Below are 22,636 nucleotides of genomic sequence, written 5' to 3' on the forward strand. Positions count from 1 at the left end.
GGCCCCGTCTTCCTGACCATGGCAAGATGAGCTTGGCCTTGTGGAGCCTTGGCAGCGCTGCCGAGGCTTCTTTTGAGTTTTATATGTTCTGGCGTATACATATGCCTCCAAGTGATATTGATGAGTATGAATGAAATGAATGTAAAAAGGGGTGCCTTTTTTGTTACAAGCACTTATTCAGGATTTTTCCAATGATAGCGATTTTGGATCAGTTGCTGCCGGACTTTCATCCGGGATGAAGGAGCAGCTTATTTCTGGTCTATCCGGGTCTGCTCGTCAGCTGCTCATTGCAGCACTAGCTTATGAGACGAAGCGGCCAGTACTTATTATGACGCATAATATGTTCGCCGCACAAAAAATCATGGATGATTTGCAGGAAGCGCTTTCATCCGATCAAGTGCTGTTATACCCAGCCAATGAGCTGGTAGCTGCTGAAGCTGCCGTATCCAGTCCTGAGACGTTGTCCCAGCGGATCGATGTGCTGACCAAATGTGCTCAGGGCTTTCGCGGCGTAGTTGTCGCTCCTTATTCAGGCATTCGCCGTTATCTTGCTGTGCCAGAGGTTATGGCGGGGGCTAGAATTGAGCTGAAAGAGGGAGAGAGTGTACAACTGGATTCGTTCTTGCTACGTATGGTGGAGTTAGGCTATCAACGGGTAGAACGGGTGGAATCCCGAGGCGAGATGAGTGTGCGTGGAGGAATTATTGACTTCTATCCTATGACGACTTCGTTAGCCTATCGGGTCGAGCTGTTCGATGACGAGATTGATTCGATTCGTACCTTTGATCCAGGAGACCAACGATCCATAGAGCGTGTCCAGACCATTATAGTAACTCCATGCAGAGAGCTCATTGCCGATCCGGCCCGAATGAGCCGTGCAGCGGACCAGGCTGCGATGCTGCTGGGAGAACAGATCGAGAAGACGACAGATCGGCAGGCGAAGCAGCGTCTGAAGGAGGAAATCCAGAAGGAGATTGAGCTGCTGCGGGAACAGGTATACTTTGATGAAATATATAAATATGCCTCACTCCTCTATCCAGAGCACAAGACACTGCTGGATTACATGCCGGAGGATACGATTCTAATCATTGACGAGCCAGCACGGATGCTGGAGACAGCCAAGCAGCTGGAACGTGATGAGTCAGAATGGAATCTGCATCTATTGCAGAACGGCAAGACGTTACCCCAATTTGAATTAGGGGCATCTAGCGATACCATATTGTATCAACGACGCTTCCAGACGTTATTCATGTCTCTGTTCCTGCGCCAAGTACCACATACACAGCCGCAGAATATTCTGAACTTTATCAGCCGTGCCATGCAGGATTTTCATGGACAGATGAATGTTCTGAAATCGGAAATGGAGCGCTGGATCAAGGCGGGTACCAAGGTTATTATGCTGGCTAACGGAGAGGATCGACTTGATCGGATTCGCCGTGTGCTGCAGGATTATGATATTCCAGAGCCAACGATGCTGATTGGCAATCTGCAGAGCGGCTTTGAAATGCCGTCTATTCATCTAGCCGTCATAACCGAGGGCGAGATGTTCTCGCAGAAGCAACGCAAGGCACGTAAGCAAGGACGCCATGTAGACAATGCAGAGCGGATCAAGAGCTATAGCGAGCTGAAGATCGGCGACTATGTCGTTCACCAGAATCACGGGATTGGTAAATATCTTGGTATTGGCACCCTTGAGGTCGGAGGCATACACAAGGATTACATGCACATTCTGTACGCTGGCGGTGACAAGCTATCTGTACCAATTGAGCAGATTGATTTGATTCAGAAGTATGTGGGCTCAGAGGAGAAGGAGCCCAAGATCTACAAGCTGGGTGGCAATGAGTGGACGAGAGTCAAGAATAAAGTCCGCAGCTCGGTTCAGGATATTGCTGATGACCTTATCAAGCTCTATGCTGATCGACAGTCCTCCCCTGGCTATGGCTTCGAGAAGGACACACCAGAGCAGCAAGAATTCGAGGCCATGTTCCCTTATGATGAGACTCGTGATCAGATTCGTGCAATTGAAGAGATCAAGAAGGATATGGAAATGAGTCGTCCCATGGATCGTCTGCTGTGCGGTGATGTAGGCTATGGCAAGACAGAGGTTGCCATTCGGGCAGCCTTCAAGTCGGCTATCGAGGGCAAGCAGGTCGCTGTGCTTGTACCGACTACTATTCTGGCTCAGCAGCATCATGAGACATTCGTAGAGCGGTTCGCTGGGTATCCATTCAATATCCAGGTACTCAGCCGCTTCCGCTCACGCAAGGAGCAGAATGAGACGATCAAAGGTGTGAAGCAGGGTACCGTTGATATTGTTATCGGTACGCATCGCCTGCTGTCGCAGGACCTGATCTTCAAGGATCTAGGTCTGTTGATTGTGGATGAGGAGCAACGCTTCGGTGTAACTCATAAGGAGAAGCTGAAACGGCTCAAGACCAATGTGGACGTGCTGACGCTGACGGCTACACCGATTCCACGTACGCTTCATATGTCTATGCTGGGAGTCCGTGATTTGTCGGTCATTGAGACACCACCAGAGAATCGTTTCCCGGTTCAGACATATGTTGTCGAGCACAGCCAGGCGCTAGTACGTGAGGCTATTGAACGAGAGCTGGCTCGCGGCGGTCAGGTGTATTACCTGTACAACCGTGTTCAAGGCATTCAGGAGATGGCTGCCGAGATCAATGCTCTGGTTCCTGAGGCCCGCGTGGGAATCGGTCATGGACAGATGTCGGAGTCGGAGCTTGAGAAGACCATTCTGGACTTCCTGGATGGTGAATATGATGTGCTGGTGAGTACCAGCATTATTGAGACGGGTGTAGATATTCCTAATGTGAATACCCTTATCGTGCATGATGCTGACAAGATGGGCTTGTCTCAGCTGTATCAGCTTCGTGGCCGCGTGGGCAGATCGAATCGGATTGCATATGCGTATTTCACCTACCAGCGGGACAAGGTACTGACAGAGGTTGCAGAGAAGCGTCTGCAGTCGATCAAGGAGTTCACAGAGCTCGGTTCAGGCTTCAAGATTGCGATGCGGGACCTCTCTATACGTGGAGCGGGTAATCTGCTTGGAGCAGAGCAGCACGGATTTATTGCTTCTGTCGGCTTTGATCTATATTCACAGATGCTTGCTGAAGAGATTAATAAACGTAAGGTCACTATGTTCGGGGAAGAGCCTGAGCAGACACAGCATTGGAAGACCAGCATTGATCTGAGCATTGATGCGTATCTCCCTGGCGATTATATCTACGATAGTATTCAGAAGATTGAGATCTATAAGAAGGTGGCAGCAATCAGTAGCTTCCAGGAGGCGACAGAGCTGGAGGAGGAGCTGGTGGACCGTTTCGGGGACTTGCCGGAGGCGGTGGTGAATCTACTGGCAGTCGCAAGGATCAAGGTGTACGGAAGAGCTTATGGAATCGAGTCACTTACTCAGCGTGCTGATCAGATGGTTTTGCGCTTCTATGAAGGGCAGGAAAAGGCGATTCAGCCTTCCGGAATTGCCCAGATTGGCAATCGCTTTGAAAGACGTGTACAATTTGATCAAGGGGTTCCTATGACCGTTGCTATAAAAGGCGCGGGTCTAGGCGATCGTCAGCTTATGGAACTGCTTGAGGAATTCCTAAGCTCCATGAAGGAAGCTTTTAATTTAAAGGGGGAACTTTTGGATGTTGTCAAATAGACTGAAATCCTGGAGGACGTTGCTGCTGACGCTTGCAGTAGTAGCGGCGGTATCGCTGCTAGCTGCTTGTGGACAGAAGGGTGATCAGACGCAGGAGCAGCAGGATAACAGCAAGGTGGTTGCCACTTATGACGGTGGTCAAATTACCGAGAATGAATTCAATCTGGAGCTGGGCATGATGAAGATGCTGTATCCAGAGTATGAACAAATGCTGGCTATGGATGAGTTCCGCGAGACCATCGTGAAGCAAGAGATTGCGTATAAGTATCTTGCAGGTCAAGCAGATGAAAAAGCGCAGCAGGATGGAGCCAAGAGCGCGGAAGAGCAGTTCGCGAATTTCAAAAATTCGGTCGGCGAGGAGCAATTCCAGAAGATGCTGACGGATCAGAAGCTGAGCGAGCAAGATGTGAAGAATTATATGACACGGATCATGACTGTAATCAAGAGTGAGACGAACAAGGTGACGGACGAGCAGGTGAAAAAGGAATTCGAGACTAACATCGACCAGTTCACAACTGCATCTGTGCGCCATGTACTGATTAATTTCACAGATCCGAAGACCAATAAAGAGCGTCCGAAGGAAGAAGCGCTCAAGCTGGCAAAAGAAGTGAAGGACAAGCTCGATAATGGGGCAGACTTTGCAGAAATTGCCAAGAAATACTCTGAGGACCCAGGCTCTGCCGAGAACGGCGGATTGTATGAAAATTCGCCAGTGGGACAATGGGTAGAGGCCTTTAAGGAAGCAGCTAAGACACAAAAAGTGGGCGAGATCGGTGAGCCAGTAGAGACAGAGTACGGCTACCACATCATCAAGGTGGAATCCCGGAATGAGGCGAGCTTCGACAAGCTGACTGCAGAGCAGAAGGATGGTCTGAAGAACAAGCTGGCTTCTGACACGATCACGAACTTCATGAGCACCGAACTGGAAGGAAAAATCAAGAGCATCGATCTTCCTAAGGCTCCGGCAGCAGAAGGAACTGAGGGGCAGCCAGAGAACAGTGGTGCTACTACTCCTGAAGGCAGCACCGAGAATAAATCTGGTGATGCAGGTGCAGGCGGCAACGCGACGGATGGAAGCAATGCAGCCAATGATGGTGCTAAGGATGCAACAGAAGGGAAATAATACCCACTCGGTAGGTCTACGCAACACCTAGCAACCACACCTGGTGATCATTTGGACAAGAAAGGCGCGGAAACCCGCGCCTTTTCCTATTCGGGGCCAGTTCTTGAATCGCATGTATAATGAATTGGGAGCGGATGAATACTATGGTTAGACTTCAATAATTACCGTTTTGAGGCAGGGCCGTAGTAATTAATCTTCCTAGAAAGTGGGGCAACATGTACATGAAAGCTACTGGCATTGTTCGACGCATAGACGATTTGGGTCGGGTAGTCATTCCGAAGGAGATTCGCAGAACACTGCGTATCCGCGAAGGAGATCCGCTCGAGATTTTCGTGGATCGGGATGGAGAAGTAATTCTGAAGAAGTATTCGCCAATTGGAGAACTGGGTGATTTTGCGAAGGAGTATGCGGAATCATTGTACGAAAGTACAGGTCATATTACGATGATATCAGACCGTGACAGCTTCATTGCCGTTGCTGGTGGATCCAAGAAGGAATACCTGGACAAGTCCATAAGTACGCTAATTGAGGAATGCATGGAGAATCGCAAGACGCTGCTGGAGACCTCAGCTGGCACCTATGAGATCGCGAAGGATAACACGGAGCAGATCTCGTCATTTGTGGCAGCGCCGATTATTTCCGGGGGTGACCCCATTGGAGCCGTAATCCTGCTTAATAAGGACGAGAATGTGACCATGGCACAGATGGAGACCAAAATGGCAGAGACAGCTGCTGCATTCCTTGGCAAGCAGATGGAACAATAACAAAATGAAGCAACTGTAGCGCTCCCGGAGGCCTCTAGTCTTTCGGGAGTTTTGTATGTCTACGGAAGCCGCTATAATAAGAGGGGTGTAGCCGCTAGTTAGGGACAGTAGCGATTGTGATTCTTACATAGTAGGACAAGCATAGAAGTGGATAGCTAAGAAAAGTGCAACAAGCGTAGGAAGCAAAATCCAGAGTATGAGCAGGGTATATTCATGCAAAGTCAGTTATAACCTTGCAAGTAGGAGGCCGTCATGGGCAAGAACGATAAGGCAGGGAAGCTGCTGCAAGGAGCGTTGATTTTGACGGTGGCTGCCATCGTCACCAAGCTCATCGGTGCACTGCAGAAGATTCCCTTGCAGAATATTGGCGGCGATGGTGTATTTGGCATTTACAATACGGTCTATCCGTTCTATACCGTGCTGATTACCATAGGCGCTGCTGGCTTCCCCGTAGCCATCTCCAAGTTCGTAGCAGAATACGAAGCAGCCGGGGACGAGCAAGGAGGGAAAAGGGTAGCCAGACTAGCTTACATGGTGTTGGGTACATTCGGGCTGGTCCTGGGAATGCTGACGTATGTGTCTGCTCCACTCCTGGGTAAATGGATTGATAATGCACACGTCATTCCTTCCATTCGGGCGGCTTCGGCAGCCTGCCTGTTTATCCCAATCATGGCCGCGATGCGTGGATATTTTCAGGGACTCCAGAATATGATCCCTACTGCTGTGTCTCAGGTGACGGAGCAATTGATCCGCGTGACAGTGATGATTGTGCTGCTGCTGTATATGATCGGTCAAGGCTTCTCCCCGGACTGGATTGCAGCTGGAGCCATGCTGGGCTCTGCGGCTGGCGGCGCTGCAGGCCTCTGTATTATGCTGTTCTACTGGTTGCGGGCCAGTCATGGCCGTTCTCGTACGACAAGACCACCTTATTCGCCAGAGGTGGCGGCTACCTCAGAGGCGGGGTTGGCTGACAGGCATAGGTATAAGTCAGAGCGTACAGGCCACTCTGATAGGGATATAGATAAGACTGCATTACTGGATGGCATGCTGGGCGAACAACGGGGTCAAGAGGAGCCGTCAAGCCATGAAGGGCGCAGCTCGCTTCACCAGACCTCGGACTGGAAGACTGCTCAGGAGAACGTATCGGGAACCAGAGGGCATACAGGGCTCAGAGGGCGCGTATCGAGGTTCGGAGAGCGCGGTTATGCTCAGCCAGAGTATAAACAAATTGAGAAGCTGCCTGGATCGGAGTTGTCCCGGCCAGGGGCCTTCAAGCTTCTGCGGTCTCTAATGCGCTACGCGCTCCCTGTATGCCTAGGCAGCCTTGCGATTCCGCTCATCTTGATGGTTGATACGTTCACGGTCCCGCGTCTGCTCAAGCAGGAGGGGTTGGGAGAGGCCGAGGTTATGGTCGCCTTCGGAATCTATAATCGGGGTCTGCCTCTGGTACAGCTGGTCATGATGCTAGCGACGAGCCTGACGGCGTTATTCATCCCGGCCTTGGCCGAGGCTAAATTCAGGGGCGATGATGGGCTGATCCGACGTCAGAGCGGTCTGGCGCTGCGCTGGTCCTGGCTGCTCGGCTTGGCTGCTGCGGCTGGTCTGGCCATCCTGGCAGAGCCCATTAACCAGATGCTGTACAAGGATGCCGCGGGCAGCGATGTCATGAGCTGGCTCGCGCTGACCGCAGCCGGCGGGACAGCCAGCATCATCTCGGCGGCGCTGCTGCAAGGGCTGGGTGCCGTCCGTGCGCCGGCGCTGCACCTGCTGGCCGCCGCCGCGGTGAAGGCGGCGCTGAATGTGCTGCTCGTGCCCATCTGGGGCACGACAGGCGCCGCCATTGCAGGCGCAGCCGCCTATACGCTGGCGGCTGCGCTCAATACTGCGCAGCTGGCCCGCCTGACTGGGCTGCGCATGTCTTGGTCCGCCGGCGTGCTGAAGCCGGCGATCATGCTGGCCGCCATGGTGCTCGCGGCGGCCTCGGTCTCCTGGGGCACCGGCGCAGCGCTGGGTGCCCTGGGCTATGCGGCCGACAGTCGAACGGCCGCGATGGCGAAGAGCCTGCTGGGCGTAGCCGCAGGCACCGCTGTGTTCATGCTAGCCGCTGTTCGATTGCGGCTACTGACCGAGGCTGAGCTTCTGCAGCTGCCGAAGCTCGGCTCTCCGCTGGTGAAGCTGCTGCGCGGCCTGCGGATGCTGAGCTGAGGCTGGTCACCCGCCTCAGCTAATGAAAGGCTTGAAGGCAATGCAAGGCAAGCTTGAAGCCACATGTGGTAAGATAATAGTCACACGAGTTCTGTTTCAGACGTGATACTTGAGATGATATGCAAAGCTTTTATACAACTGAAATATTTAGCTTAGCCTTTTGATTCATTCGATTTCAGTCAATTTTCAATACAAAATATGCATGAATAAAATCGTTTCGATTAATATCCTGCTGACTACGTTCTTTGGATTTATGTAACATGCTCAGCTAAGAATCGCTTAGACGAATAGGAGGATGGCCATGAGCAGTACCCTGACAATAGTCGGTCTTGGGTCAGGTGGCCCTGACCAGCTTACGATCGGCATTCTGAATCGACTGAAACAAGCGGATACCTTGTATCTCCGAACCAAGGAGCACCCGGTGACCGCCGTTCTGGAAGACTACAACATCAAGTCTGAATCCTTTGACGACGTCTATGAGGCCAAGGACTCTTTCCCCGAGGTATATGAGGAGATCGCACAGCGCTTACTTACACAAGCCTCACAAGGGGCTGAGGGCACCAGCATCGTCTATGCCGTTCCTGGTCATCCGATGGTGGCTGAGGCAGCTGTACAGCTATTGAGAGAGCGTTGCCCGGCTCAAGGGATTGAGCTGCATATTCTGGGTGGGGAGAGCTTCCTGGACGAAGCCTTCGTGCGACTCGGCTTTGACCCGATTGAAGGATTCCAGCTTCTGGACGCAGGCAGTATGGATGCCAGCTGGCTTCAGCCGCGTCTACATACGCTGATTGGACAGGTCTATGACAGCTTCACCGCCTCTGACGTCAAACTATGCCTTATGGAGCGTTATCCAGATGATTATCCAATCATCGTGGGACATGCCCTTGGTGTAAGCGGTGAGGAGCAGATCCATAGAATACCGCTGTACGAGCTGGATCGGGTGCAGGGCTATGGCAATCTGTCGGTTGTCTTCATTCCACGGAGTGAGGATACTTTCCTGCGGAGGCATTCCTTTGAGCGTTTGCACGAGATCGTGGACATCCTGCGAAGCCCTGAGGGGTGCCCTTGGGATCGTGAGCAGACACACACTTCCATTCGCAAGAACCTGATCGAAGAGACCTATGAGGTACTGGAGACGATTGATGAGGATGATCCAGAGCACATGAAGGAGGAGCTTGGCGATCTATTGCTGCAGATTCTTCTTCATGCCCAGATGGAGGAGGAAGTGGGGACCTTCAGTGTATATGACGTAATTGCAGGTCTACACGACAAGCTAATCTTCCGCCATCCGCATGTTTTTGGCGAGCAGACCGCAGACAATGCTGAAGAGGCCTTGCAGAGCTGGGAGCAAATGAAGGCGGAGGAGAAGCGGCTGAAGGGAACAGATGTACAGGAGGCCTCGCTGCTGGATGGCATTCCCAAGGACCTTCCTGCCTTGATGAAGTCCTATAAGCTGCAGAAGAAAGCAGCAAAGGTCGGCTTTGATTGGGAGCAGATTGAGGATGTTTTTTCCAAAATACGCGAGGAGCTAGAAGAACTGCAGGAGGCGGTGCAGGAAGGGCAGACTGCTGAAGAACAGATGCTGGAGCTTGGCGACCTGCTGTTCGCTGCAGTAAATGCTTCAAGATTCATAGACGCCGATCCGGAGGAGGCACTGGCGCGTACGAACCTCAAATTCACCCAACGATTCCGCTATATTGAGCGCCGTCTGCAGGAGCAGGGAAAGACGCCTCAGCAAAGCACACTGGAGGAAATGGACCGTTATTGGGAGGAAGCAAAGCGGGCTCTGTCATCTGACAATTAGCGGTGTGAGCTCTCAATGTATGTAAAAGATGGGAACGGATATACTGAAAAATACCTAAAAAAATACGCTATTGTTGACCCGTCTCGTAAAAAAAAGTAATATCGTGTTGCAGGAATTCGGTAAGACATCAAGAATACTTGATCTTAGTAATTCTAAACATTCAGTGCTCCTGGACGTATCCCAGGCTGCCGATTGTTCAGTTTACAAGGTTCCAAGCAGGCTTGGTTTGGAAATCGTCCCGACAGGGAAGACGTACAACCTGCTACCAGGCTGAATCTATTTCTTTTTAATTCTAGGAGGCTCTTAATCTATGAACAAGACAGATCTGATCAACAACATTTCCAGCAAAAGCGGACTGACTAAACGTGATGTTGAAACCGTACTGAACGGTTTTCTTGGAGAAATTACAGACGCGCTCGCAAGCGGTGACAAAGTTCAATTGATTGGCTTTGGCACATTCGAGACTCGCAAACGTGCTGGTCGTACAGGCCGTAACCCACAAACAGGTAACACCATCGAAATTCCTGAATCCACGGTTCCTGCATTCAAAGCTGGTAACAAGCTTAAAGAAGCAGTGAATTAATGCGTCTTGATAAATTCCTGAAAGTATCCCGGCTCATCAAGCGCCGTACCGTTGCCAAGGACGTCTCTGAACAGGGACGAGTGATGGTGAATGGTCGCGAAGCCAAGCCAAGCAGCTCCGTCAAGGTAGGTGATGAGCTTACGGTCCAATTTGGACAGAAGCTGGTCACGGTGCGAGTGGAACGACTTGCGGATACGACACGCAAGGATGAGGCGGCAGGGATGTACACGCTAATTAAAGAAGAACCGATTGCCAAGGATAACGGAATCGATTGGTAAGGAGAAGCATTCCTTCGTTGCAAGTTCATTGCACAAAGAGGAATGCTTCTTTTTCGCATTGACGCAAAAGCTGTTCGCTGAATTAGGTTCTACCAGTCCCTTTAAAACATCAAGATTATAACCGACATATAATATTGGTTCTATTTGCAGTTCCCCTTCCATAAGCTATCAACAGAAGGAGGGGTACATGCCATGGTGGAACACAGCAAGCCGAAAAAGCATGATCTGCACATGCAGAACCGCAAGCTACTGGACCTGACGGGAGTCAGCAACGTAGAGAGCTTTGACAGCGAGGAATTTTTGCTCCAGACCGAGCTTGGCCACTTAACTATTCGCGGGCAAAATTTACATATCAAAAACCTCAGCCTGGAGGAAGGGCTTTTGTCGATCGAGGGCACGATTAACTCCATTGTCTATCTGGATCCCGGTTCTCGACCTAAAAGCAACAAAAGCCTGATCGGCAAGCTATTTAAATGAGTCCTTACACACAGTGGATTACCTTGATCTGGATGACCCTATCTGGAGCAGCTATGGGAGCGGTGTTCGACAGCTACCGGGTGCTGTCTGGTCGCTTCCGCTTCGCCAGGTGGACGGTGCATATCCTGGATCTGCTGTATTGGATACTGTCTGCGCTGTTTATTTTCTACATGCTGTATGAGAGTAACAGGGGACAATTGAGGTTTTATGTATTTTTAGGACTAGTTTTAGGAGTTTGCTTCTATTTTTGGCTGTTAAGTGTTACGACTCAACGATTTGTGGTAATGTTAATAGAGATCATCAACAGGTTTATTTATATACTGTGCAGAATATTTAATGTATTGATTATACAACCACTGTTGGGGATATACCGCCTGATGCGAGCGCTAGTTATCGGACTGTGGCGACTGGTTATCCTGATCGGTCGAGCTATGATTGTGCTGCTTCGGCCTTTCATTAAGCTAGGGTGGTGGATCATTCGTCCGCTGGTCGTACTGATTCAGACCAAATTCCCCAAGCCACGTTGGCTGTTTCGGGTATGGAACTGGCTACAGCGATGGTGGACAAGAACATGATTATATTATTATTGCGCAGAAGGAGGTACAATCCATGAGACATTCGTCTGTCGGCACAACTTCATCTTCATCAACATCCAAGTCGCACACTGGTGCACGCAGACGAATCATGATCTGGTTGACGGCGGTAGTATTGTTTGCTGGTTGGACGATATTCACCTTTTTCTCTCAGTCGTTCAGTATGCAGGAGCAGAATAGTGCACTGCAGCAGAAGCTTGCTGCACAACAGGCTGCACAGGCTGCTGAGAATCAACTGAAATATGAGGTGAATCGACTTCAGGACCCTGAATTCATCGGCGAGCTTGCAAGAAGCAGATATGGACTGTACAAGCCTGAGGAAACACCCATTCTAAATGAACAGAAATAGGCGCCATTATAGGCATTGCTTAGTTGACCTAAGTTAAGCCATTTTGTATAATCAAATCACCACAGCGTGATTTTGAAAAAATCGGTTGCATATATTTAAGGGAGGATCATTTTATTCTATGGCAATTGAAGTGGGCACCAAGTTAGAGGGCAAAGTGACAGGCATCACGCATTTTGGAGCATTTGTGGATTTGTCTGGAGGTGTCACGGGTCTCGTTCACATCTCGGAAATCGCCGATAACTATGTTAAGGATGTCAACGACCACCTGAAGATTAATGATGTCGTGACGGTGAAGGTCATTAATGTTGACAAGGACGGGAAAATCGGACTTTCCATCAAGCAGGCTGTAGATAAACCGGCTTCCGAATCTCCACCACCACGAGCCCCAAGACCGGACCGCGGTCCAGGAGAACGTTTTGGCGGTGGTGGTCAAGGGCAAGGACGTAGCGGTGGCGGTGGCGGATTTAACCGTGATCGTGGGGGACGGTCGTTCAAGCCTGCAGCGGGTAAACCTTCATTTGAGGATAAAATGTCACGCTTCCTGAAGGATAGTGAAGAACGTATTTCCTCGCTCAAAAAGAACACCGAAGGAAAACGTGGAGGACGCGGAGCGAAGCGCGTATAACCGCGTTAAGTATGGCGTTCATCACAGCACACAAACCGATCAATATAGAAGAACCGCAGAGCCCATCGGCTACTGCGGTTTTTTTGTCGTGTCTATAGAAATGTCCGACATCATACAACGGTAATCCAGATAAGTCTGGGCAAAATCCAGTCGACTCGCCTGTGCCGACGTCGCAGAAAGCGCCATTCACTTGCTTTATCATGATCGGCAGGGGAAGGAAGAGAACGCAAGCGTAGGGGATCAGCGGGCTTTTCTCCTTGTTTCGCATGCGTCTTTTTTTTGTCGGAAATTTCTTTGGCATCATGGAGAGTTTCTGACAAACTTTCACAGCTTGTCCCGGTTAAGATAGGAACCATCAAATTGTTGAATGGGGTGCCTGAAAATGATGAACAAGTGGAATGTGCTTCAATTTCCAGGATTGAGAACAAGCAAAGCCAAAAATAAAAAAAGCGGAACTGAACTAACCAGCCGCTTGGTAGATTGGCTCTACTCCTTCAAGATCATACAGGCACTGGATGCGCAGAAATGGACACTCTTACTCTCGGCTATGGGCTTCTTGCTCGGAAGGGCTACAATTCTGGATGAGCTATCCCCTTTTGCAGCAGCTTACTTCGGGGTTATTCTCTTTATGCGGCGTGACTTGATGATACCAGTGGGCATGTCTCTGCTACTTGGTAGTCTGTTCGCTCCTTATCCAGCCGTGTGGGTAGTGGCGCTCCAGCTGCTTATCTTCTTCCTCCTCAATAAAGGGATCAGCGCTTACGGCAAGCCGGATCTGTCCTATATTCCGATCATGGTCTTCGTATCTGTCTTCATGGTGAATCTGTTCCACGTCGTTATCGGTCCGTCCATGTCATGGTATGCCTTCATGATGATGACGACGGACGCCATCCTCAGCTTCATGCTGACATTGGTGTTCATTCAGGCGATTCCACTCTTCACCTATCGCAAGAAGGTTGCACAGCTGAAGAATGAAGAGATTCTATGTCTGATTATTCTGCTAGCTTCCGTCATGACGGGAGCCGTCGGCTGGAGCGTATACTCCGTATCCCTGGACCATGTGCTGTCCAGATATCTTATATTAGTATTTGCCTTGGTTGGTGGAGCGCCCTTGGGAGCGTCTGTCGGGGTCATAATGGGTCTGATCCTGAGTCTGGCCAACATATCAGCGATCGTCCAGATGAGTCTACTGGCATTATCGGGGCTGCTTGCAGGGATGCTCCGTGAAGGTCGCAAGATTGGGGTGGCGGTCGGACTCTTACTTGGCTCCTCTATATTGACTGTCTACCTGGACGGCACTAGTGATGTCATTACATCAACATGGGAGAGTGGTATTGCCATCCTATGCTTCCTCCTGACGCCAAAGAGTCTATTCTCTGCCATCGCTAAATATGTCCCCGGTACCCAGGATCACGCCCGCTCGCAGCATGAATATGCCAAGCGAATCCGCGATCTGACGGCGGAGCGCGTCAGTCGCTTCTCCGAGGTGTTCCGCCAGCTGGCACGGAGCTTCCATCAGATTACCGCGGCAGATCAAACCCAGCGAGAGGATGAGATGGAGCACTTCATGAGCGCTGTAGCCGACAGCACCTGTGCCTCCTGCTTCAAGCGGGAGCAGTGCTGGGACCGAAAGTTCATGCAGACCTATCAATTCATGACAGAGATGATGGGTACCATTGAGGATCAACCGGATATACAACCTGCAGATATGCCTGCCAAGTGGAGCCGAAGCTGCGCCAAGACAGAAGCTGTGCTGCAGGTGATGAAGCAGCAATACGGTCTATATCAGCATAATATGCAGTGGAAGCGCCAGGTATTCGATAGTCGTCAGCTCGTGGCGGAGCAACTGTCAGGCGTATCGCAGGTGATGGATGATCTGGCACGCGAGATTCAGCGGGAGACACAGGCCATGTACCGCCAGGAGGAGCAAATACGGGATGCGCTGGACAAGCTGGGACTCTCCATTTGCAGTATTGAGATTATTAATCTGGATGCGGGGCAGGTAGAGATTGAGATTGTTCATGCCTATACACAGGGCTTTGATGAATGTAGGAAGATGATCGCACCGTTGCTGTCCGATATTCTGGATGAGCATATAGCTGTGCTGGGGGAATCCATGACCGACGCCAGGCAGGGGCTGGCTACGGTAACCTTTGGCTCGGCCAAGACGTTCGAGATTACTACGGGCATTGCTTCTGCGGCCAAGGGAGGGGATATTCTGTCCGGGGACAGCTTCAATGCTTCTGAGCTAGGGAATGGCACGTATGCGGTGTCACTTAGTGATGGAATGGGGAATGGTGAGCGAGCCAGACAGGAGAGCAGCGCAGCCTTAAATATACTGGAGCAATTGCTGCAATCAGGAATGGACGAGCGTCTTGCGATCAAGTCGGTCAATTCCGTCCTGCTGCTGCGATCTCCTGAGGAAATGTATGCAACCGTCGATATGGCATTGATCGATCAGTATACCGCCAAGACCACCTTTATGAAGATTGGCTCTACGCCGAGCTTTATCAAGAGGGGCAATGAGGTCATCCCTATTTCGGCTAGCAATCTGCCGATCGGGATTATTCAGGATATTGAGGTCGATCTCATCTCGGTTCAACTCCAGGCAGGAGATACTCTGATTATGATGACCGATGGGATCTACGATGCTCCAGGCTATGCGGTCAATAAAGAGCTGTGGATGAAACGGCTCATTATGGAGCTGGAGGACGATGATCCGCAGCGTATGGCAGACCTGCTATTAGAGAGGGTTATTCGCTATCAACAAAATCAGATCATAGATGATATGACGGTCGTCGTCAGTCAAGTAGATCATTACCGACCGGAATGGGCAACCCTGCATATGCCTGGTCTGAGCCGAATGGAGCGACCACGCACGGTGAGCTAGAGTGGCACTAGAAGAGCTTGCGCGTTCTGTACTACCTTTGCGTCCTCATGCCAGTCCTTGGCTTCGTCATGAAGCCTACACGAAACTTCACTAAGCTACCAAGTTTGAACTATCGATCATTCGGGAATGCTAGATGATAGATAGATTCATGCTAGATCATAGCGGAGGTGAAGCGTATGAGACAAATTTTGTTGATTACAGACGGATGCTCCAACGTAGGAGCAAGTCCAGTTATGGCAGCGGCTCATGCACTACAGCAAGGAATTACGGTCAACGTTGCAGGAGTCATTGACTATGGAACTATTGGTGAGCTGGGAAGTGTAGAGATTGAGGAGATTGCCAAGGCAGGAGGTGGGTTCAGTCGAATTGTGGGCACCAGGCAGCTTGCGCAGACTATCCAGATGATGACTCGCAAGACGGTGGTTCAGACCATTCAGCATGCTGTGAATAAAGAGCTTAGACATATTCTCGGTGAAAATGGACCTGGCAGTATAGAAGAGCTGCCACCACCAGAGCGTGCCAAAGTAGTAGAGGTGGTGGATCAGCTGACCGAGACGAGCAATCTGGAGGTGGCTTTGCTGATTGATGCCAGCGCGAGTATGAAGCCGAAGCTGGCAGCGGTGGAGGAGGCGATTCGTGATCTGAATTTGAGCCTGCAGGCTAGAATGGGAAGTAGCCGAATTTCCGTATTTCATTTTCCTGGACAGCGATCGGGGCAGGATGTAGTCCGAACCGTGGATTGGACCTCAGACCCCGCCGCTCTCAAGACGATATTTGGCAAGTTGCAGATGAAGGGGGCGACACCGACCGGACCGGCCATTTTAGAAGTGATTGATTATTTCCGATATGATACACTAGAGGGACAACAGCATTTGGAAGAAACTTACGGCAAAGGAGAAGGGATGCTTGGTGACTACGTCGTCTGATCCCGGTCTTGCGCCGGGGACTACCATCACAGGCAGGTGGAAGCGAAGCAGCTATGTCGTCCAGCGCATGCTGGGACGTGGAGCCAATGGAACTGTGTATTTGGTGAAGGAAGCCGGGGGGAATCGGCACTATGCTCTGAAGCTCGGGAGGGATCCCATGGATATCCAATCCGAGATCAATGTGCTAACCACGCTCCAGTCGGAGGGCGGAGCACTGCATTCGAACGGCGTTCCTTCCTATTTATTTGAAGTAGATGATTATCCAAGGATGAACGGTGATGTTCCCTTTTATGTGATGAAATATGTAAAGGGCGAGCCGCTTCATCGTTTTGTGGCCCAGCGAGGAGTTACATGGTATGGGGTGGCAGCGGCTGGTGTCTTGAAGCAATTGGCCGAACTTCATAATGAGGGATGGATCTTTGGTGATCTGAAGCCTCAGAATATTCTGGTGAGTCCATATGGACAAGCAGAGCTCATTGATTATGGAGGCGTTACTCGTGCAGGCCGCAGTGTGAAACAATTTACCGAGTGGTATGATCGAGGCTTCTGGAACGCAGGAGGGCGCAATGCTGACCCGCAATATGATTTGTTCTCATTCGCTCTGCTGGGCATTCATATTATGGAGGCGGATGCTCTTAAGGTAGCGGCAGGCAAACTGCCACAGTTAAGGAGCATATCTGATCTCACCTCCATTGTTGCGCATAGTCAGGTGCTGAGACCCTATGCAGCGTGGCTCATATCTGCAGTACGTGGTGAGCACCAGGACACTCGACAGGCAGCGAGAACCTGGTCGCAACTGGCGGCTGCTCACGCCAAGAGCCCCGGGACCAGGAAGAGATATAAGGCACGGTGGCTGGGCTATGCATTTACGGTATCACTTTCCCTGCTGGCAGGAGCGATCTGGCTGGCGTTGCGCTAGTAAGAGTGGACAATCGGAAATCGACAGCATAGCGTAACGTCTGTTGTCATGTCAGAAATGAAGGCAGCCAGTGGGAGTATACATAACGAATTCCAACGTATTTCTGGTTGATGTTAGATCAGGTATAGAAAAGAGGACGATCTATGGAAGGACGAATGTGGGAAAGCATTGTGGAGCATGTGCTTAGGTCCTCGGCTGAGCATGCTATGTGGGCACCTGGAGACAGTATAGTAGTCGCAGTGTCCGGGGGACCGGATTCTGTGGCTCTTTTGCATGCATTGGAAGAGGTCTCAAGGCTGCATACGCCACTGCGTCTCATCTGTGCACATGCTCATCATGGCTTCCGGCCAGAGGAGTCAGATGAAGAGGCTGAAGTTGTGCGCAAGCTTGCGAATCAGCTGAATATCCCTTTCGTCATGTCTAGGCTGGAGGTGCCGGCTTACATGAAGAGCTCAGGCAAGGGACCACAGGAGGCAGCGCGTGTGCTACGATATCGTTTCCTCCATGAGACTGCCATGCAGTACGGGGCCAAAAGCATTGCGCTGGCTCATCACGGTGACGATCAGGCTGAGACCGTGATGCTGCATCTACTACGAGGGAGTGGTACGACAGGGCTTGCTGGAATGCGTCCTGTGCGCATGGAGAAGAATGTGCAACTGATTCGTCCACTGCTTCGTATGTACAAGACGGAATTGGTCAGTGCCTGTGAGCAGAAGCATATCCCGTATGTAGTGGACAGCAGCAATGAGCATAACAAATACAGACGAAATGCAATCCGTATGGATGTACTTCCTTATTTGGGGCAATATAATATTCAACTGACAGAGTCCCTGAATCGGCTTGCAGAGGTACTGCGTGCTGAGGACGACCATATGGGGGAAGAGGCTGAACGTGTATTCTCGGACCTGGTGAGGCGGGAGCCAGACAAAATGACCATTGATCTTCCGGCCTTTCGGCGCTTAACCCTCGCTTTACAACGGAGAGTGATTAAATTAATATTAAACTACCTGCCTTCAGATCATGAAAATGCAGATTTTCACAAAATTGAAGCCGTGCGGCGGGGCTTTATTCAAGATAAGCCTACGACATGGAGTCTGGATTTGGGAGGTATGGCAGTATGTATCCGGGAATACGATACAGCCAGCTTTTACAGCGAACCATTAAGCTCCTGTACCGAATATAATTACAAGATTCAGCTCAATCAAGCTGAGGGAACCCTGGAATTACCGCAGAAGAGCAGTTTATCATGGTTTTTGCGTGAGCAGGAGAAGGGTATACAAGTACCTTATAATGCCGATGATGCTGTATTTGATGCGGAGCAGCTCATATTTCCGTTGACGATTCGTACACGAAGACCGGGAGATTCCATACAGGTTATGGGGTTAAAAGGAAGAAAAAAGGTTAAAGATATTTTTATAGATGCCAAAATTCCTCCTTCCGTAAGATCCTCCATTCCTGTAGTATGCGACGGTTCGGGTACAATTGTGTGGCTTCCAGGTATCCGGCGCTCGATTCATGCCCCGGTGCAAGAAAGCACATCTTCGGTTATATATATGTCATGGCGTACAGGGAGCGCCCGCAAGAGCGGAAAGTGAATCGGTAATCGCCCGGTTGCTGCGTTCATAGTATATATTTAGGAGGTTCACTCAGTTGTATAACGATATTCAGGAAGTGTTGATCAGCGAGGAAGAAATTCAGGCAAAAATCAAGGAACTAGGCGGCATTCTTAGCGAACGCTATGAGGGAAAGAATCCGCTGGTGATCTGTGTGCTGAAAGGTGCTTTTATCTTCATGGCTGATTTGGTTAAGAATATTACAGTCCCTCTTGAGCTTGATTTCATGGCTGTATCCAGCTATGGAGCTTCGACAAAGTCGTCGGGTGTAGTCAAAATCATTAAGGATCTGGATCAATCCGTCGAAGGACGTGAGGTGCTGATTGTCGAAGATATTATTGACAGTGGCCTGACGCTCAGTCATCTAATCGAACTCCTGAAGAGCCGGAATGCAAGCTCGGTTACGGTTGTAACCCTTTTTGACAAGCCTGCTCGCCGCACGGTCAATCTGGAGGCTGATTTCACAGGATTTACACTGCCTGATGCCTTTGTGGTCGGATATGGTCTGGACTACGGTGAGCACTACCGCAACCTTCCATACATAGGGGTATTGAAGCCAGAGATTTACACCACCTAACATCCCGTACTACAGTCCTAGGACTGTACTAGTATGTGTGTTGAGAACATCTTACAGGCTATGGTAAAATAACTTGAGTGTTTTGAGAGGAGGTAGGGGATGAATCGGTTCATCCGGAATTCTGGTTTTTATTTGATACTTTTCTTAGTCGTGGTGGGCATTTCTCAATTTGTAATTCGAGGTAATGAAACTGCCGATCTCCCTAGTTATAACGAAATTCGCAGCGAACTGAAGGCTAACAACATCAAGAGTGTTACCGTTCAGTACGAAGGTTTCTCATTTCTAGTAACAGGTACTTACAAGCAGAAGCCGAGTGAGGCGAAATCGGAAGACTTCTCACTGTACATTCCACCAACGGATGCAGCGATTAATGAGTTTGTCGCATACAGCGAGAATAATGGATTTGATTATCAGCAGAAGAAGATGGAAGGGCAGAGCATTTGGCTCACGTTCCTGACCTCCATTGTTCCGTTGATTATTATGTTTATCTTGTTCTTCTTCTTGTTCAATCAGGCCCAGGGTGGCGGCGGCAAAGTGATGAACTTTGGCAAGAGCAAAGCCCGTCTGTATAACGAAGAGAAGAAACGCATTACCTTTGAGGATGTAGCAGGAGCTGACGAAGAGAAGCAGGAGCTTGTCGAAGTCGTGGAATTCCTCAAGGACCCTCGCAAGTTCGCAGCTGTGGGCGCTCGCATTCCTAAAGGGGTACTCCTTGTGGGCCCTCCGGGAACAGGTAAGACTTTGCTGGCGAGAGCAGTAGCTGGTGAAGCTGGAGTACCGTTCTTCAGTATCTCTGGTTCCGACTTCGTTGAAATGTTCGTCGGTGTCGGTGCATCCCGTGTTCGGGACCTGTTCGAAAATGCGAAGAAAAACTCCTCCTGCATCATCTTCATTGATGAGATTGACGCGGTTGGTCGTCAGCGTGGCGCGGGTCTTGGCGGTGGCCATGACGAGCGTGAGCAGACGCTGAACCAGTTGCTCGTCGAAATGGATGGATTCGGTCCGAATGAAGGCATTATCATCATTGCGGCGACGAACCGTCCAGATATTCTGGACCCAGCCTTGCTTCGTCCAGGACGTTTTGACCGTCAGATTACTGTAGACCGCCCAGACGTCAAAGGCCGTGAAGCGGTACTGAAGGTACATGCCCGCAACAAGCCGCTGACCAAGGACGTCAAGCTGAATGTAATTGCGAAGCGTACGACAGGATTTACAGGAGCGGACCTTGAGAACCTCCTGAACGAAGCTGCGTTGCTCGCTGCTCGCCGTAACCGCAAGGACATTTCCATGCTGGAAGTGGACGAAGCCATTGACCGTGTCATTGTCGGTACCGAGAAGCGCAGTCGTGTCATTAGTGATCGTGAGAAACGCATTGTGGCCTACCATGAAGCGGGTCATACGATTCTGGGATACTTCCTGGAGCATGCCGATATGGTGCATAAGGTAACAATTATTCCTCGTGGGCGTGCTGGCGGATATGTCATTATGCTGCCGAAGGAAGACCGCATGCTGACTACGAAGCAAGAGCTCCTCGATAAAGTAACGGGACTCCTAGGCGGACGTGTTGCGGAGGAGCTGTTCATCGGTGAGATCGGAACAGGCGCTTATAGCGACTTCCAGCAAGCAACAGGTATTGTAAGAAGCATGATCGTGGAATACGGTATGAGTGAGAGACTTGGACCAATGCAGTTCGGAAGCTCACAGGGTCAGGTATTCCTGGGCCGTGACATCGGTCATGAGCAGAACTACAGTGATCAGATCGCTTATGAGATTGATCAGGAGATGAACCGCTTCATCACTGAGTCTTATGAGCGGGCGAAGAACCTCTTGACCGAGCGTTCCAAGGAAGTCCATCTCATTGCACAGACGCTGCTTGAGCAGGAGACATTGGAGCTCGATCAGATCAAGCAGCTGATCGAGACAGGTTCCCTTGATCCGTCCTCCAGTAGCGATCCAGGCTCAGAGCAAGGAGAGCCTACGATTGATAACATCGGAGATGTTCGTGTCCGTATTCAGGGCAAGGACGAAGAGAATCAAGGAACGCAAAGTTCTGGAGATCTGCTGAAGAAGTCTGATGACGAAGATGGCAACTCCAACAACTCAGGCGGAACACCACCAACGAATGCTTAAGTTGAAATAAATAGTACAAGGCAGTCTCAGTAATGAGGCTGCCTTGTTTTTTATTATTGGTCCCTATGCACGGAGTGAGAGCATCAGGGGCTATATTCATTTATTCAGCACCATGCAATCATCGTCATGCGACATCAGGAATTAGCTTCATCCAAGCGCTGAAGTATCAAACGCTTCTTATAGAGCATCTGTCCAGCCTCTGCAACATCACGGATCGTATTTCGATTGCTGACCGAGCCGAACCACATACCTGCAATGGGGACAAGCTGGAACAGCTTTTTCCAACCAAAGGATTCTTGATAGGACAGCACAACCTCTCTCCACCCTTGAATCTGCGAGATAATTTGTACCTGTCGCTCAGGGTTGTCATAGTCCACTAGTTCTTCAAGAATGGCCTGCTTGCCAACGATGTCTGCAGAAGAGTACTGGAGGCACTTCACGATAAAGACACGCTCCTGTGGTTCATCAGGGTCAAAGCCGTAGCACAGGGCCATTTCTTGCAGAACCTTCAGAGACAATCCCAAGACAAGTGGAATATCCGCGATCATGGTCACGGCCCCGCCAATCCCTGTAGTGGCCCCTTGAGCTGCGGCGAACTTTACTCTGCGTTCCGTGATATGCTGAGCTGCTTGGTCGAGCACATCAAGTGGGAGCTGCTGTACTATTTCCTGAGAGCTGTTGACCTTCTTCCCTCTCTGTTCGGTTGCGAAAGAGTAGTCTGCTGAAAGAACTGCTGAAGAATCCACTGGATGCTCTGTTGAATGCTCTGTCGAATGCCCCGCTGGTTGATCTTCTGAAGAATCGGTTGAAGAATCCAGGTAGCCTGCCTTGGCAGCCTCTTCCTGCAGCAGCTTGACGATTTGCGAGGGCTGTACGAGATATTTCCCACCATCCTGTACGAACTTTCCAACCTCATTCAAGGCTGTGGCAAGCTTGTCCTTCAAGCCCTTCGGCAGAACCCGGTCAAGCAGGGCAAAAGGCAGTCTCCCCAGCTTGTCCCACCACGCAGTATCCTTTTGCTCCTGTTCCCATCTCTTGATGATATCCAGCTCTTGATTCAGTCTCTCTCGTGAATCCATAATATCCTCCCTTGCT

General features: G+C 50.4%; 18 protein-coding genes. 17 read left to right on the forward strand and 1 reads right to left on the reverse strand.

Going from position 1 to position 22,636, the window contains the following annotated elements; all coding sequences use genetic code 11:
- Positions 1 to 160: 160 nt before the first annotated feature.
- The 17 genes from mfd to ftsH all read left to right on the forward strand — a co-directional run bounded on the left by mfd (position 161) and on the right by ftsH (position 21,541).
- Positions 161 to 3,685, forward strand: coding sequence for a transcription-repair coupling factor (gene mfd / locus MKX74_RS00220; RefSeq protein WP_018888043.1), 3,525 nt, complete (start codon positions 161 to 163; stop codon positions 3,683 to 3,685).
- Positions 3,672 to 4,808, forward strand: coding sequence for a peptidylprolyl isomerase (locus tag MKX74_RS00225; protein ID WP_018888042.1), 1,137 nt, complete (start codon positions 3,672 to 3,674; stop codon positions 4,806 to 4,808). Before mfd ends, MKX74_RS00225 begins: the two co-directional genes overlap by 14 nt.
- Before the next feature lie 221 nt (positions 4,809 to 5,029).
- Positions 5,030 to 5,572: a stage V sporulation protein T gene (gene spoVT, locus MKX74_RS00230; RefSeq protein ID WP_341180491.1), complete on the forward strand. Its 543-nt coding sequence runs from the start codon at positions 5,030 to 5,032 to the stop codon at positions 5,570 to 5,572.
- 252 nt (positions 5,573 to 5,824) lie between these two features.
- Positions 5,825 to 7,777, forward strand: a complete 1,953-nt coding sequence (locus tag MKX74_RS00235; protein WP_341177160.1) for a putative polysaccharide biosynthesis protein — start codon at positions 5,825 to 5,827, stop codon at positions 7,775 to 7,777.
- Positions 7,778 to 8,078: 301 nt separating this feature from the next.
- The gene (mazG, locus tag MKX74_RS00240; protein ID WP_341177161.1) at positions 8,079 to 9,581 is read left to right on the forward strand and encodes a nucleoside triphosphate pyrophosphohydrolase; all 1,503 of its coding nucleotides are present in this window, start codon (positions 8,079 to 8,081) and stop codon (positions 9,579 to 9,581) included.
- Positions 9,582 to 9,891: 310 nt separating this feature from the next.
- Positions 9,892 to 10,164 carry an HU family DNA-binding protein gene (locus MKX74_RS00245; RefSeq protein WP_018888038.1) on the forward strand — a complete coding sequence of 91 codons (273 nt, stop codon included), beginning with the start codon at positions 9,892 to 9,894 and terminating at the stop codon, positions 10,162 to 10,164.
- The gene (locus MKX74_RS00250) at positions 10,164 to 10,442 is read left to right on the forward strand and encodes an RNA-binding S4 domain-containing protein (RefSeq protein WP_018888037.1); all 279 of its coding nucleotides are present in this window, start codon (positions 10,164 to 10,166) and stop codon (positions 10,440 to 10,442) included. Before MKX74_RS00245 ends, MKX74_RS00250 begins: the two co-directional genes overlap by 1 nt.
- A gap of 192 nt (positions 10,443 to 10,634) precedes the next feature.
- Positions 10,635 to 10,919, forward strand: coding sequence for a sporulation protein YabP (gene yabP / locus MKX74_RS00255; RefSeq protein WP_018888036.1), 285 nt, complete (start codon positions 10,635 to 10,637; stop codon positions 10,917 to 10,919).
- A complete protein-coding gene (yabQ, locus tag MKX74_RS00260) occupies positions 10,916 to 11,494 on the forward strand; it encodes a spore cortex biosynthesis protein YabQ (RefSeq protein ID WP_341177162.1) in 579 nt (192 codons plus the stop codon). Before yabP ends, yabQ begins: the two co-directional genes overlap by 4 nt.
- A 34-nt stretch (positions 11,495 to 11,528) precedes the next feature.
- On the forward strand, positions 11,529 to 11,861 hold the full coding sequence (locus MKX74_RS00265) for an FtsB family cell division protein (RefSeq protein WP_018888034.1): 333 nt from the start codon (positions 11,529 to 11,531) through the stop codon (positions 11,859 to 11,861).
- A 118-nt stretch (positions 11,862 to 11,979) separates the two neighbouring features.
- A complete protein-coding gene (locus tag MKX74_RS00270; RefSeq protein WP_018888033.1) occupies positions 11,980 to 12,486 on the forward strand; it encodes a S1 domain-containing RNA-binding protein in 507 nt (168 codons plus the stop codon).
- Positions 12,487 to 12,868: 382 nt separating this feature from the next.
- Positions 12,869 to 15,376 carry a stage II sporulation protein E gene (spoIIE, locus tag MKX74_RS00275; RefSeq protein WP_018888032.1) on the forward strand — a complete coding sequence of 836 codons (2,508 nt, stop codon included), beginning with the start codon at positions 12,869 to 12,871 and terminating at the stop codon, positions 15,374 to 15,376.
- A gap of 176 nt (positions 15,377 to 15,552) precedes the next feature.
- The gene (locus MKX74_RS00280; protein WP_018888031.1) at positions 15,553 to 16,302 is read left to right on the forward strand and encodes a vWA domain-containing protein; all 750 of its coding nucleotides are present in this window, start codon (positions 15,553 to 15,555) and stop codon (positions 16,300 to 16,302) included.
- Positions 16,286 to 17,221: a protein kinase domain-containing protein gene (locus tag MKX74_RS00285; protein WP_028591666.1), complete on the forward strand. Its 936-nt coding sequence runs from the start codon at positions 16,286 to 16,288 to the stop codon at positions 17,219 to 17,221. The genes MKX74_RS00280 and MKX74_RS00285 overlap by 17 nt, the downstream gene beginning before the upstream one ends.
- 143 nt (positions 17,222 to 17,364) lie before the next feature.
- On the forward strand, positions 17,365 to 18,816 hold the full coding sequence (gene tilS / locus MKX74_RS00290; RefSeq protein WP_341177163.1) for a tRNA lysidine(34) synthetase TilS: 1,452 nt from the start codon (positions 17,365 to 17,367) through the stop codon (positions 18,814 to 18,816).
- 55 nt (positions 18,817 to 18,871) lie between these two features.
- Positions 18,872 to 19,411 (forward strand): hypoxanthine phosphoribosyltransferase, encoded by a 540-nt coding sequence (gene hpt, locus MKX74_RS00295; RefSeq protein ID WP_018888028.1) that lies wholly within the window; start codon positions 18,872 to 18,874, stop codon positions 19,409 to 19,411.
- A gap of 99 nt (positions 19,412 to 19,510) precedes the next feature.
- Positions 19,511 to 21,541, forward strand: coding sequence for an ATP-dependent zinc metalloprotease FtsH (ftsH, locus tag MKX74_RS00300; RefSeq protein ID WP_018888027.1), 2,031 nt, complete (start codon positions 19,511 to 19,513; stop codon positions 21,539 to 21,541).
- Between the two features lie 134 nt (positions 21,542 to 21,675).
- Here ftsH and MKX74_RS00305 read toward each other — a convergent pair whose 3' ends face one another.
- Positions 21,676 to 22,620, reverse strand: coding sequence for an EcsC family protein (locus MKX74_RS00305; RefSeq protein WP_018888026.1), 945 nt, complete (start codon positions 22,618 to 22,620; stop codon positions 21,676 to 21,678).
- Positions 22,621 to 22,636 lie beyond the last annotated feature (16 nt).

This window comes from Paenibacillus sp. FSL K6-1230, assembly GCF_038002385.1.
Taxonomy (GTDB): domain Bacteria; phylum Bacillota; class Bacilli; order Paenibacillales; family Paenibacillaceae; genus Paenibacillus; species Paenibacillus massiliensis.

Coding starts and splice junctions, on each gene's coding strand:
- MKX74_RS00225 (WP_018888042.1), top strand. CDS start 3,672: ATGTTGTCAAATAGACTGAAATCCTGGAGGACGTTGCTGCTGACGCTT.
- spoVT (WP_341180491.1), top strand. CDS start 5,030: ATGAAAGCTACTGGCATTGTTCGACGCATAGACGATTTGGGTCGGGTA.
- MKX74_RS00235 (WP_341177160.1), top strand. CDS start 5,825: ATGGGCAAGAACGATAAGGCAGGGAAGCTGCTGCAAGGAGCGTTGATT.
- mazG (WP_341177161.1), top strand. CDS start 8,079: ATGAGCAGTACCCTGACAATAGTCGGTCTTGGGTCAGGTGGCCCTGAC.
- MKX74_RS00245 (WP_018888038.1), top strand. CDS start 9,892: ATGAACAAGACAGATCTGATCAACAACATTTCCAGCAAAAGCGGACTG.
- MKX74_RS00250 (WP_018888037.1), top strand. CDS start 10,164: ATGCGTCTTGATAAATTCCTGAAAGTATCCCGGCTCATCAAGCGCCGT.
- yabP (WP_018888036.1), top strand. CDS start 10,635: ATGGTGGAACACAGCAAGCCGAAAAAGCATGATCTGCACATGCAGAAC.
- yabQ (WP_341177162.1), top strand. CDS start 10,916: ATGAGTCCTTACACACAGTGGATTACCTTGATCTGGATGACCCTATCT.
- MKX74_RS00265 (WP_018888034.1), top strand. CDS start 11,529: ATGAGACATTCGTCTGTCGGCACAACTTCATCTTCATCAACATCCAAG.
- MKX74_RS00270 (WP_018888033.1), top strand. CDS start 11,980: ATGGCAATTGAAGTGGGCACCAAGTTAGAGGGCAAAGTGACAGGCATC.
- spoIIE (WP_018888032.1), top strand. CDS start 12,869: ATGATGAACAAGTGGAATGTGCTTCAATTTCCAGGATTGAGAACAAGC.
- MKX74_RS00280 (WP_018888031.1), top strand. CDS start 15,553: ATGAGACAAATTTTGTTGATTACAGACGGATGCTCCAACGTAGGAGCA.
- tilS (WP_341177163.1), top strand. CDS start 17,365: ATGGAAGGACGAATGTGGGAAAGCATTGTGGAGCATGTGCTTAGGTCC.
- ftsH (WP_018888027.1), top strand. CDS start 19,511: ATGAATCGGTTCATCCGGAATTCTGGTTTTTATTTGATACTTTTCTTA.
- MKX74_RS00305 (WP_018888026.1), bottom strand. CDS start 22,620: ATGGATTCACGAGAGAGACTGAATCAAGAGCTGGATATCATCAAGAGA.